Here is a 13,567-nt window from a genome sequence, read left to right as displayed (position 1 = left end):
TAATCGGTTGTATCGGAAGCAATTCCGGAGAGACCCAATAAAAGCCGTGTTTATTGGCAAAATAGCAGCGCAATGACCCAAAGCCGCTCTTCCTTCAAGACCGTCCGTAGCATGGCCAGCGCCTTGCTCATGTGCGTTTCGACCGTCTTAACGTTGATGTTCAGTTCATCGGCAATTTCCCCGTACTTCTTGCCTTCAAACCGGCTCAGCAGAAAGGCCCGTTTGCATTGGGGGGACAATTTATCGATGGCCTGCTCGACCTTGCGGTGCAGTTCGTCGTACTGAACGATTTCGGAAGGGGAAGGCTGATAATCAGCGAGGTCTACCGTTTGAGCGTCGGTATTCTGCCGGGATTTGGACAACTCCCAGCGCAGGTAATTCAAGGTGCGGTACCGCACGGCCCGGAACAGATAAGCCTGATAAGAGGTGGTGATGGTCAGGTAAAGTTTTTCTTTCCAGAAATTATAAAAAATTTCCGACACAATATCTTCCGCGACCTCCTTGGAATAAACAAACCGAATGGTGTGGCTACACATGGCTCCGTAGTATTTACGGAACAACAGCTCACAGCCCTGCCGGGGATCGGTTGCAAAGAGGTGGTTCAGATGCCAGTCTAACTGACCCTCCGTTGGCGCTGCCGGACTCGGGTGCGTGCCGTAAACCGACGGATCAGAAATTCCTGTTGAAGTAAGTAAGGGTTGTTGCATAGAAATCGCAAAAACTGCCGAATTCCGGCCTGCCTTAAAAGACAAGTAGGCCGCTTGGTACCCTGAGTCCGAATTTAACTTTTTTTATATTTTTTTTAAAGTGGCCTAGAAAATAGCCACTTAGCTCATTTTTCAGACCGCAAAAAAACTGTCTATAGCTAACCAAAAAGAATAAGATGTTTCATTTTAGCCGTAAAAGTTACTAAAAATTTGGGAATGGATGGTTTTCCGCGTTTATTTTCCAGACTGATTCAAGTATTCCTAATCCGACCCGCAACGTCCGGTCCCGACCGTCTGTCTTTTTATGAAAACCCGCCTGCTTTCACTCCTGCTTACGGCTTTTTCAACAATAGTATTGGCTCAGCCCGCCCCCGGTTTATACCGCCAAACGAGCGATGTGCACCATCTGTTGACGCAGTACGAAGCGGATTGGGGCAGTCTCCGCCGGTTTTACACCGTGGAAAACTCACCCGAACGCCGGGAGCGATTCAAGATGTTCTATACCGATTATTTGCGGCAGTTGGGTCAACTGGATTTCGACCGGATGAGCACCGACAGCCGGGTAGATTATCTGCTGTTCCAGCGCGACCTGCGGAATGAACTGCAGGATCTAGCCAACGAAGAAAAGGAAATTAATCAGACTAAAAACTGGTTTCCGTTTGCCGACAAAATTTACGCGCTCGAAAAACTCCGTCGGCGCGGAATGCCGCTGGTGGCCGAACAGGTGGCCGCGGATTTGAACGGCATCGGCAAAGAAATCCTGGCGGCCCGGAAAGAACTCGAAAAAACGGAGAAAATGGACCCCGCGCTGGCCCGACGCGCCGAAGAAACCGCCAAAGGTTTGCAGGCCGCCCTGAAAAGCGTCTTTTCCTTTTACAACGCCTACGACCCGCAGTTTAGCTGGTGGGTGCCCCAACCCTACCGCAAAACCGACAGCCTGCTGACGGCCTACACGGCTTTGCTGACCAAAAAAGTCCGGGATGCGGCTCCAGTGAAAGACGATAGCGGAATTGCAGGCATTGCCGTGGGCCGTGAGGAACTGCTGCGGCAACTGAAAGTTGAGCTGATTCCGTATTCGCCGGAAGAACTCGTCGACATTGCCAACCGCGAGTTTGCCTGGTGCGACCGCGAACTCCTGAAAGCGTCGAAGGAGATGGGGTTTGGTACCGACTGGAAAGCCGCCCAGGAAAAGGTTAAAAATACCGCTGTTCCCGCCGGAAAACAGCCGGAACTGATCTTACGGCTTTACACCGAGTCGATTGCGTTTCTGAAACAGAAAGACCTGATCACGATCCCGCCGATTGCGGAAGAAACGTGGCGGATGCAGATGATGTCGCCCGAACGGCAGAAAGTGAGTCCGTTTTTTCTGGGTGGGGAAACCATCCTGATCTCGTATCCAACCGATGCGATGGAACACGAGGACAAGCTGATGAGCATGCGCGGCAACAACCCGCATTTCTCGCGCTCTACGGTGCACCACGAACTCATTGCCGGGCATCACCTGCAGGGCTTCATGAACAACCGCTACAAAACGTACCGCCATTTCCGCACCCCGTTCTGGACGGAAGGCTGGGCGCTGTACTGGGAGATGATTTTGTGGGATCTGGGCTTTCCGCAGTCGCCGGAAGACCGGATCGGGATGTTGTTCTGGCGGATGCACCGCTGCGCCCGGATTATTTTCTCGCTCAACTACCACCTCGGCAAATGGTCACCGCAACAGTGCATCGATTTTCTGGTCGACCGGGTGGGGCATGAACGGGCCAATGCCGAGGGCGAAGTGCGCCGGTCGTTCGTAGGGGGCTATCCTCCGCTGTACCAGTTGGCGTATATGACCGGCGGTTTCCAGTTTTACGCCCTGAAAAAAGAACTGGTAGACACTAAAAAAATGACGTACAAGCAATTTCACGACGCCATTTTACAGATGAACTCCCTGCCCGTCGAGATGATCCGCGCCATTCTGACAGACCAGAAATTGAGCAAGGACTTCAAAACGTCGTGGCGGTTTTATGATAAGGCAAACTAGCTGCACAAATCACGTAAAAGCCGCATACTCAACAGAATTGAGTATAAAATTTGGTATCAGAGGGCATTCACGTTATCTTTCGTGTTTACTTGTCATACAAAAGCTTCTATCAACAAATGAGCATGAGAATCTCCGCGCTGATTGCGGTATTCATCAGCCTGTCTGTAGCCGTCTGGGCGCAGGCCCCCTCCTCTCCCAGCTACAAGGCCAACAACCGCTTTGAGCAACTAGGCCCCCAGCTGCCGACGCCCAACACGTTCCGCACGGCTTCCGGCTCACCCGGCCGGGACTTTTTTCAGAACCGGGCCGATTATGACATCAAGGTTGAGTTGGACGACACGAACAAGAAAATCATTGGTTCGGAGGTGGTTACGTATTTCAACAACTCGCCCGATGAACTGAAGTATATCTGGCTCCAGCTCGACCAGAATCTGTTTGCTGAAGGCGCCATCGGCTCTACATCCGCACTCAACAAAATCAGCCCAAACGGCGCCAGCCTGCGGCAATTGCGAAATCTGGAACCGGACTCTGAAAAATTCGGCTATAACATTACCGCCGTTACCGACAAAGCGGGCAAAAAACTGCCCTATACCATCAACCAGACGATGATGCGCATCGACCTGCCGACGCCCCTGAAACCGGGCCAGCAGTTTAGCTTCAACGTTGCCTGGAACTACTTGATTACAGAGTATTATGGCCGTAGCGGTTACGAATTCTTCCCGGAAGATGGCAACCGCAATTACTTTATTGCCCACTGGTTTCCCCGGCTGTGCGCCTACGACGACGTCAACGGCTGGCAAAACAAGCAGTTTCTGGGGCAGGGTGAGTTCACGCTCATCTTCGGCAACTACAAAGTAGCCATCACCGTACCGAATGACCACATTGTTGGCTCGACCGGTGAATGCCTGAACTATAAACAGGTGCTGACCCCCACGCAACTCCAGCGGCTGCAAAAGGCATCGACTTCGAAAACGCCCGTTAAAATTGTCACTCAGGATGAAGCGGTAGCCGCCGAAAAAGCCGGGGGCGCCAATGCCAAGCCAACCGGCAAGAAAACCTGGATTTACAAAGCCGATAACGTGCGCGACTTTGCCTTTGCCTCCTCCCGTAAATTCATCTGGGACGCCATGCAAACCGATGTCTACGGCGATGGCCGCAAAATCTGGAGCATGTCTTTTTACCCCAAGGAAGGCAACCCGCTGTGGGAACAATATTCGACCCGGGCAGTGGAGCACACGCTCAAATCCTACGGAAACCGGACCTTCAAGTATCCCTACCCGGTGGCCATCTCCTGCCATGCGACGCGGTACGGCGGGATGGAATACCCGATGATCAGCTTCAACGGCGGGCGGCCCGAATCCGACGGCACCTATTCGGAAGCGACCAAAGCCGGTATGATCGGGGTGATTATCCACGAAGTGGGCCACAACTTTTTCCCCATGATCGTCAACTCCGACGAGCGGCAGTGGACCTGGATGGATGAAGGACTGAATAGTTTTTGCCAATATCTGGCCGAGAAAGAATGGGATTACAACTTTCCCAGCGATTTCGGCGAACCCTATCGCATCATTCCGTACATGAAGTCGGAACCGTCCCAGTTGTCGCCCATCATGACCTCGTCGGACAACATCCTGCAATTTGGTCCGAATGCTTACGACAAACCGGCGGTTGCCCTGAATATTCTGCGCGAAACCGTCATGGGTCGCGAGCTGTTCGACTACGCCTTCAAGGAGTACGCCAACCGCTGGCGCTTCAAAAACCCCACCCCCGCCGACTTCTTCCGCACCCTGGAAGATGCCTCGGGCGTGGACCTGGACTGGTTCTGGAAAGGCTGGTTCTACGGCGTCGAACCCGTCGATCAGGACCTGGTCGAAGTCGACTGGTTTACCCTCAACACCCAGAACCCCGAAGTCGAGAAGGCCCTGGCCCGCACCGAAGCCCAGAACCGGGCCAAGACCATCAGCAAGATGCGCGATGCGGCCACCCAGGCCCAGACCGTGGTGGCCCAGGACTCGACCATGAAGGACTTCTACAACCGCTACGATCCTTACGCGGTGACCGATGCCGACAAGAAGAAGTACGAAGAGTACCTGTCCAGTCTGAGCCAGGAAGAGCGTCAGACGCTGGAGTCGAAGAACAACTTTTACACCTTGACGGTCAAGAACAAGGGGGGCCTGCCCATGCCGGTGATTGTCCGGATGCAGTTTGAGGACGGCACGGATTCGATGGCTCGTTTTCCGGCGGAGATCTGGCGCTTCAACGATGCACAGATTCAGAAGGTGATTGCCACGGGCAAGCGGGTGGTGCAGTGGACACTGGATCCTTTCCAGGAGATTGCCGACATTGACACCGACAACAACGCTTTCCCGCGTCAGTCTCAGCAGCCCACCCGTTTTCAGCTCTTTAAACAACAGGGTTCAGGGCGCGGAGGAAGAACGCCAAACCCAATGCAGCAACAGCAGGCCACGCAGCCCCCGGCTCGCCAGGGCGGTGCCAACAAGAACGAGTAACTTTTCCCGGACTTTGATAAGCCCGAATTAGGTATAACAAATTGCAGAACTCTTAGCTGGCGCTCGCCGACGGATTGAGGAAACCGCTCCTTATTCCATCGGCGAGCGTTTTTTACTCTGGCGGGATCTCACCGAGATTGCAGAAACCTCCGCAGCAAGCCCCATTGCAGCCGGTAGATTAGTTTGTCTGAAAGATTTTTAGAAGGCCTTGGTTAGCAGATACCAGAAAAACCCGCCTTCCTCGACGGTTAAGCCCGACGATACTTTTACAATCCCCGTCCGCCAAAAAACCGCTTTGCGGAAAGAGCAGCGGCCGAAAGTTCCCCTTTCCGTCGCCCTTCAGGACTACCCCCGTTGAGGCATCGTACTGGCCCGCTACCGATTCCGCATCGTAGGCGTTCCCCACCGCCAAAACGTCCAGATGACCGTCCTGGTCAATGTCCTCCACCAGAAAGTCCTGAACAGGAGCCCACTGCGCCGGGGCCGGCAACGGTTTCAACCGGAAACCGCCCCCCGTATTTTCGAGCAACATACTTTGTTGCTGACAGGCCCGCAAAACCGTGCTATTCTTCTGCCGGTCGGGGGTGACCAAATCGGTCAGCCGGGCCTTGGCGTACTGCGCATAATCGGTGAACTGCTTTTTGATCAGGGGTAACTGACGGCCCAGTTCGTCGCGGGACGCCACCGGGTATTCCGTTCCGTCCAGATAATAAGTCATGATGGCGTCGATGCGTCCATTGCCGTCGTAATCGCCCGCAAACACCCGCATGGGCTGCTCCGGTGACATGCGGTAGCGGCTGTTCAATCCGAGGTTGCCAACCACAAAATCCAGATCGCCGTCGTGGTCAAAATCGCCGGAACGGATGCAGTTCCAGAAACCGTCCGAGTCCTTAAGCGCATCAACGGGCAGGGGCGCCAATTCCCCCCGGTTGTTTTTAAAAACCGTGATGGGCATCAGTTCGCCCACCACCAGCAAGTCGGGCCACGAATCCCGGTCTATATCGGCCCAGACTGCATCGGTCACCATGCCGATGTTTCGCAAATTTGGCGCCCGTTCGGAGGTAGCATCCCGGAACCGTCCGCCTTCGTTGATCAGCAGTGAACTCTCGCCGGGCATGGGGTATTGGAGAGCCCGGAGCCGCCCACCCCGGAACAAATCCAGATCGCCGTCGCGGTCCACATCCACCGCCCTGACGCACGAACCACTGTGCCGGATGGCAGGAAGCCGGTCGGTTGCCGGGGTAAATTTACCCTTCCCGTCGTTGAGATAAAGCCGGTCCTGGTAATAGTCAGAACCGTCGTGATACTCGTTCGACCCGCTGACAATGTACAAATCGTTATCGCCATCACCGTCGGCATCGAACAGCAGCGCCCCAACATCCTCTTCGTCTTTGGGCCGGGATTCATCCGTGTAAGGTTTCTGAACGAACCCTCCCGACGGCTGTTGCAGCAACAATTTACCGTAGTGCCGAAACGAGCCGCCCACAAATACATCGTCCAACCCGTCGCCGTTCACATCCCCAACCGCCAGCTTAGGGCCCTGCTGCGAAAGCTTGTGCGGCAAAAGCGGTTCCTGGTTGTAGTCCAGATACGGTTCTTCCTGGTGGATAAACGGAATACCGGAAGCCTCGGTTATGCCCGTCATCAGCGTCGGTTGCGGTTTTTCCGGCTTTCGGGCAACGGGGGAAGCCTGTCGGTGATCCAGCGCCAGAACCCGGTCGATGGCCGGTTTTGGCACCGTCTGTGCTTTCCCATCTGGCCAGATAACCGTCAGGGAATCAACGGCTTGATGATCGCCCAGCCCAAAATGAATTAGGTAGTCGCTGGACGATTGAAACCCGCGCGTGACGGTTTGGTGATGCGATTGGGTCAGACCGTTGTTGTAAACCGTTACCTTCGCGCCCAGACCAAACCGGTTTTGCGCCGGACCTTTCAACTGAACTTGCAGGTAGTGATGGTTCGCGGTATTGTTTTGCAGGATATAAGCATCCTGGTTGATGTTGTTGACGATCAGGTCCAGATCACCGTCGCGGTCCAGATCAGCGTAGGCGGAACCGTTCGAAAGCGAGGCTTCGGCACCAAACCAGTCGGCGGTTGCGTCGGTAAACGTCAGATCACGGTTGTTGCGGAAAAAGCGGTTGGCTTTCCGGATGCTCGGCATTTTGGTAGCGCCTTGCCGCAAATACTGGTTAATCTCCTCCGGCGTTCGGTTGCCGTCGCGGGCGAACGAGTTATTGAACGACACAAAATCCAGGTCGGTGATGTCACGCAGATAGCCATTGGTAATGAACAGGTCCCGCCAGCCGTCATTGTCCAGATCCGCCAGCAAGGGCGACCAGCTCCAGTCGGTTGCCGACACGCCCGCGAACTGCCCGATTTCCGAAAAAACCATCCGACCGTCGGGGGCTTTGCCGCCGTTGACCTGAAGCATGTTGCGCATAAACTGCGGATGGTAGCCCTGCCGGACGATGCTTTCAAACTGCTGATAATTAGCCGGACCGGCCATTTTCTTGCGCTGCTCATTGTCGGCGGGAAGCATGTCGGCCACCACCAGATCGGTCAGGCCGTCGTTGTTGATGTCGGCGGCATCGCAGCCCATCGAAAACTGGCTGTGGTGCTTGAAATACGTTTTGCTGACTTCCTGAAATGTCCCGTCGTGGTTGTTGACGTACAGGAAATCGTTCGCCAGAAAATCGTTGGCGACGTAAATATCCTCCCATCCGTCCTGGTTGAAATCAGCAATGGTGAGTCCCAGGCCAAAACCGTCGTGCAGAATGCCCGCCGGGCGAGTTACTTCCGTAAACCGTGGCCCGGAAGCGTCGGAATCGTTACGAAACAGCTTGTCGTTGGCCAGCCCAGAGCCATCGGCAACCACCGGCGTAACCTGATTTGGGTTTCGAACCAGATTGGTACTCGTGAGCAAGTACAGGTCCAGATCGCCGTCTTTGTCGTAGTCAAAAAAGGTGGCCTGGTTGGTGTAGCTCGTGTCGGCCAGCCCGTAGCGTTCGGCGCTTTCCTCGAAGCGAAAGTTTCCCTTGTTGATGTAAAGCCGATTTTTCCGCCCGCTGCCCGCGTAATTCCCGGACTTGCAGACGTAAACATCCAGTAGTCCGTCGGCGTTCACATCGGCCATTGTTACGCCCGTCGACCAGCCCCCTTTTTTCAATCCGGCGCGGGGCGTCACATCCTCAAATGTGGGATGATCGGACCCCGGCGTCGTCGTGTTGCGGTAAATCCGGTCGCCCACCTGATTGCCGGTAAAGTACAGATCGGGCAGGCTGTCGTTGTCCAGATCCCCGACGGCCACGCCCCCGCCGTTGTAAACGTAGTAGTAGTCAACCAGATTAAACGAATCGTTTTCGGTAACGGTATTCCGGAAACGAACCCCCGACTCAGAAGCGGACAAGGTCGTAAACAACGTCCGGGGTTTTTGCTCGCAGGCCAGCAGACTAAGAAAAATCAATCCTGAAAATAAATACTTCATGAAAGAAAGATCGCTAAAAAAATGGCATCAAAAAAGGGCTCGTGAAAGCCCTTTTTTGATGACCGGATACGGTTGTTACCAGCCCGGATTCTGCGTCACGTTCGCATTGCCCTGGATTTCTTTCAGGGGCATCGGCAGCACATAATCGCGGGCCTTGAGCGTGCGTCCTACGTTGTACTTGGCGATGTAATGCTTGATGTGGTCGCCCAGGTAATCCGGCTGCCCGCCAAACTTGCTTTTCCGGCGCAATTCTGGGTACATCACCTGCTCGAACACAAACTCCTGTTCCCGTTCCTTGATGATCGCGTCGCGCAGCGCCGACTGACCTAAACCGCTCAGCGCCGTCAGACCGGCCCGCGCCCGTACCTTGTTAATCCCCATAAACTTGTCGCCCGAATTGCTCTCGTTGCAGGCTTCCGAATGGCCCAGCAGAATGTCGGCCAGCCGGAGGTAGATGGTGTTTTTCTCGGTGTTGTTGTAGTTGATGCCCAACTCCACTAGTTTGCCCGCCCAGGCTTTTCCGAAGATCAACTGCGAAGGGTCTTTCGGATTGGCGTCGGCTTTGACCACCCCGCCGAAACGAGACAGGTTAAAATCCGCTTTCGGACTCCACTTCACCACCGGATATTGTCCGTCTACTTTGCCAAACCGGCCCGTCGGATACGACTCGATGAACGTCGCATCGATGCGCTTGTCTTTTTCGTCGTACGATGCGCGGAATTCCTGCGTGGCACTCAGCCAGCTCCAGCCCGCTCCACCCAGTTCGCTGGGGTAGTCTTCGGGGTTGAAGTGTGCCGAGTGAACATTCCATTCGCTGGCGTTGGCCCCGGCCGATACCTGCGCTTCGAAAATTCGTTCGCCCTGGTTTTCGTGCGCCAGATCGAAGTTGTGACCAAAGGTTTCAAATAATTGCAGACCGCTGTTGTTGATGATGTCTTCAGCGGTGGTTTTGGCGTCGGCCCATTTCTCGTCCCAGAGCTGGGTTTTCATCAGAATGGCCTTGGCCGCCCACTTGGTGGCCCGCCCGGCGTCTGCCCCCGTGTACGCTGCGGGCAGCACCTCAGCAGCGGCTTTGGCATCGGCATAAATCTGGTCGATGACGGCCCGTTTGCCCCCTGCGTTCGACGGCAGGTCACTGATGCCTTTGGTCGATTTAACGGTCAGCGGAGGGTTGTCGAAATAAATCAGCAAACCGTAGTAGTAAAACGCCCGCAGAAACTGCGCTTCGGCCTTCAGCCGTTTTACCAGCGCGTCGTTGGCGGGGTCCTGCATACCGTCGGCAATTTCAATGGCGGCATTGGCCCGGTTGATGGACCGGTAGCTGATCTGCCAGTAGGCTTCAATGTATTCGTCGGCGGTACTGACGTTACCCAGGTTGTATTGCAGCGGCCCTTTTTCCCAGCCAATCTGGTCGCCCGTCAGGCATTCAAACACGTAACGGTCGTAGAAATAGCCGGAATAGCCGGAGTTGAGGTCGTCGTAAATACCGTTGACGCCCAGTTGAAGTTCGTTGGCGGTTTTATAAAAGGTATCGGGATTGATAAAATCCGGGGTTTCTTTTAAGTCCGAGCAGCCCACGCCCGCGGCCAGAAAGGACACCAGCAGCAGGGATTTGAGTCGGGTTGAATGTCTCCAATTCATGTTTCGTTGTCAGTTGAAGGGTTAGCGGAATTACAGACCAAGGTTAACGCCCAGCGTGAACATCCGGGCGCGCGGATAGGCATCGTAATCGTCCCCCCGGTTCAGGTTGTTCTGGCCTTGGTTGTTCACTTCCGGGTCAAAGCCTTTGTAGTTGGTAATCAGGAAAAGATTCTGGCCGCTGGCGTAAATCCGGGCGCTGCGGATATACTTGGTATTCAGCGGCAGGTTGTAGCCCAGCGCCAGGTTTTGCAGCCGGATAAACGAACCGTCCTGAATGAAAAACGACGACCGGCGGAAGGAGATGAAATCCCGGCGACCATCAATCACGGGCCGACTCGCGTTGGGATTCTCGGGCGTCCACGAATCGGTCAGGATGTTGCCAATCTGGTTGATTTTCTGCACACCGTCGCCCATTTCCGACTGTTGCAGGTTGCGCACGTCGTTACCGTGAACACCGCGGAAGAAAACGGCCAGGTCGAAGTTTCTGAATTTGACGGTCGAGTTCAGTCCCCAGGTGAATTTCGGATTCGGATTACCAATGGTAACGTAATCGTCGGAAGTGTATTTGCCATCGCCGTTGACGTCTTCGTATTTCGGATAACCGGCGCGGGCTGCGAAGCTTTTGCCTTCGTCGTCGGTCTGGAACAGGCCGGTGTATTTATACCCCTTCCAGACACCGATGGCGTTGCCCGCTTCTACCCAGCTACCGAAAACGCCCAGGTGACCGCTCGTGCTATTGGCGAAGAAGGGCGTACTCTTGCCCAGGTCCAGAATCTCGTTGCGCAGAATGGAGATGTTACCGCTCACGTCCCACTTCCAGTCGGAACTGTTCAGGATTTTGTAGTTCGTTGAAAACTCAAATCCCTTGTTGGACAGCGAACCGGAGTTCAGCATGATGGTGCTGAAACCGGTACTCTGCGGAATGGAAACGTCCAGCAGCAGGTCGGTGGTTTTGTTATTAAACACATCGAAAGTCATCGACAGGCGGTTGTTCAGCAGCGACAGGTCCAGCCCGAGGTTCAGCATGGCGGTGCTTTCCCATTTGAGGTCGGGGTTGGCGATCCGGTTGGGTCCGTACCCGGCCACTAGCGTGCCGCCCAGCACGTAGTTGTAGGGCACCAGACCGGCCAGCGACCGGTACACCGGAATCTGCGAATTACCCGTCAGGCCGTAGCTGGCCCGGAATTTGAAATCGTCGAACACTTTGCTCAGGCCGGAATTCTGAAAGAACCCTTCGTTGACCACCCGCCAGCCCAGAGCCGCCGAGGGGAAGTTGGCCCATTTGTTACTGGGACCAAATTTCGACGAACCATCGCGCCGAACCGTGACGGTCATCAGGTACCGGTCTTTGAGGTTGTAATTGACCCGGCCCAGGAACGATTCCAGCGTCCAGTCGAGTCGCCCGGAGTTGGGCACCTGCGGGCGGCTCCCGTTCTGCATGTTTACCGACAGCGGATCGTCGGAAGGCAGCCCGCGCGTGGAAGCCGAGTTGAGCCGGTTGCTTTCCTGCTGATAGGTGTATCCCACGGTCACGTCCAGATTATGACCCGGCCGGATTTGTTTGTTGTAACTCAGGATGTTTTCGTTCAGGATGCTGCTGACGTTGCGGTTGGCGCGTTCCAGTTGCCGGGCGTACTGCCGACCCGTGTAAGTATAGTTGTTGTAAAACGTGGTCCGCTCGGCCGTCACTACATCCGCGCCCAGACTCGTCCGGAATTTGAGTCCTTCCAACAGGTTGATGGTCAGGGCCGTCGTCCCGAACAGGCGGTTGATGTTATCCCGGTCGTAGCCTTCCTGGGCCTCGGCCAACGGGTTGATGATGAAACGCTGGTCGTAGCTGGGGTAGTTGTAATTCCCGTTCTGGTCGTAAATGGCCACGGTGGGGTCCAGACCCAACGCCGTGATGATGATCCCTCCCGGACCGCCCCGGTCGGTGGCGACGTTGCTGCTTCCCGTGCGGTTATACGACCAGCTGTTGCTCAGGGTAGCCCGGCCGTTCAGAAAGTCGTTGTCCAGATTCAGGCGGAAGCCGTACCGTTTGAAAAACGTATTCTTAACAATTCCCGGATTGCTCAGGTAGTTGCCCACAAAAGCATACCGCATTCCCTTAGTGCCACCCGTGAACGAAAGCTGGTGATTCGACAGCGCGCCGGTCCGGGTGATGGCGTCCAGCCAGTTGGTGCCTTCGCCAATCTGGTTGATCTGCGCATCGGTAAACCGCGGACTGCCACCCTGGCTGCGCTCCAGAATGTTCAGGTACCGGGCGTAATCGGCCCCGTTCAGCACCTCAATGGGCCGGGCAATCTGCTGAATGGAATACGAACCTTCGTAATCGACCCGGCTGGCACCTTCTTTCCCGCGTTTGGTCGTAATCAGCACTACGCCGTTGGCACCACGCGACCCGTAGATGGAGGTGGCTGAGGCATCTTTCAGGATTTCGATGGATTCAATTTCGTTGGGGTTAATGGTGGCCATCGCGTTGCTGGCCTGCCGGTTGCCCGACGTTCCCAGCGCACCGTTGTCGGGGTACATCGGAAAGCCGTCGATGACGTACAGCGGCTCACTCCCGCTGTTGATGGAATTGGCGCCCCGCACCCGAATGGAAATCCCCCCACCCGGTGCCGCCGAACTTTGGGTCACCTGCACACCCGGTGCCCGCGACTGAATGGCCTGATCGACCGACACAACGGGCATTTCCTTGATGGCATCGGCTTTAATGGTGGACACTGAGCCGGTCAGGTCGCTTTTCCGAACTGTACCGTAGCCCACCACGACCACCTCTTCCAGACTGCGGTTATCGGTCGCCATCCGGACGGTCAGGTTGGTCTGGCTCCCGGCAACAACCTCCTGAGTTGCGTAGCCTACGTAGCTGAATACCAGCGTTTCGTTGGGACTGGCGTTGATCTGGAACGCACCCGCTGCGTCGGTTGTTGTGCCCCGGGTGGTCCCTTTGATGGTAATCGTCGCGCCGGGTATTCCTTCGTTTCGCTCATCCGTAACCCGGCCCCTGATCGGACTCTGAGCGTAGGTAATGAGCGCAAAGCAAACGAACACGAAGGTCGTTTGCAGACACCGTAGATAGGAATGCATAAAAAGGGCTTAGGGTTTAGTTAAGAGTTAGAGATCAGAAATTAAAATAGCTAGTTGGCGTGGTAAAATCCAAATCATTATTTGCTTAATTCCAAAAACACAAAGATTAGGA

At 55.2% G+C, this 13,567-nt stretch carries 6 protein-coding genes; 2 read left to right on the top strand and 4 right to left on the bottom strand.

The features are described from left to right. Positions 1 to 50 precede the first annotated feature (50 nt). Complete coding sequence (locus tag OQ371_RS10585) at positions 51 to 707, bottom strand: RNA polymerase sigma-70 factor (protein ID WP_265993733.1); 657 nt, start codon at positions 705 to 707, stop codon at positions 51 to 53. Positions 708 to 1,011: 304 nt separating this feature from the next. Here OQ371_RS10585 and OQ371_RS10580 point away from each other — a divergent pair, with 304 nt between their 5' ends. After that, positions 1,012 to 2,730 carry a DUF885 family protein gene (locus tag OQ371_RS10580; protein WP_265993732.1) on the top strand — a complete coding sequence of 573 codons (1,719 nt, stop codon included), beginning with the start codon at positions 1,012 to 1,014 and terminating at the stop codon, positions 2,728 to 2,730. Between the two features lie 122 nt (positions 2,731 to 2,852). Next, positions 2,853 to 5,240, top strand: a complete 2,388-nt coding sequence (locus OQ371_RS10575) for a M1 family metallopeptidase (protein ID WP_265993731.1) — start codon at positions 2,853 to 2,855, stop codon at positions 5,238 to 5,240. Positions 5,241 to 5,418: 178 nt separating this feature from the next. Here OQ371_RS10575 and OQ371_RS10570 read toward each other — a convergent pair whose 3' ends face one another. From OQ371_RS10570 to OQ371_RS10560, 3 genes are all read right to left on the bottom strand, one after another. After that, entirely contained in the window at positions 5,419 to 8,724 is a 3,306-nt protein-coding gene (locus OQ371_RS10570; RefSeq protein ID WP_265993730.1) for a VCBS repeat-containing protein, read from the bottom strand. A gap of 75 nt (positions 8,725 to 8,799) precedes the next feature. Then, positions 8,800 to 10,365 carry a RagB/SusD family nutrient uptake outer membrane protein gene (locus OQ371_RS10565; protein ID WP_265993729.1) on the bottom strand — a complete coding sequence of 522 codons (1,566 nt, stop codon included), beginning with the start codon at positions 10,363 to 10,365 and terminating at the stop codon, positions 8,800 to 8,802. Between the two features lie 30 nt (positions 10,366 to 10,395). Continuing rightward, positions 10,396 to 13,455, bottom strand: coding sequence for a SusC/RagA family TonB-linked outer membrane protein (locus OQ371_RS10560; RefSeq protein ID WP_265993728.1), 3,060 nt, complete (start codon positions 13,453 to 13,455; stop codon positions 10,396 to 10,398). Between the last annotated feature and the right edge of the window lie 112 nt (positions 13,456 to 13,567).

The organism is Larkinella insperata (assembly GCF_026248825.1).
Classification (GTDB): domain Bacteria; phylum Bacteroidota; class Bacteroidia; order Cytophagales; family Spirosomataceae; genus Larkinella; species Larkinella insperata.
The sequence above is the reverse complement of the archived record's forward strand: the minus strand, read 5'-3'. Positions and strand labels throughout refer to the sequence as shown.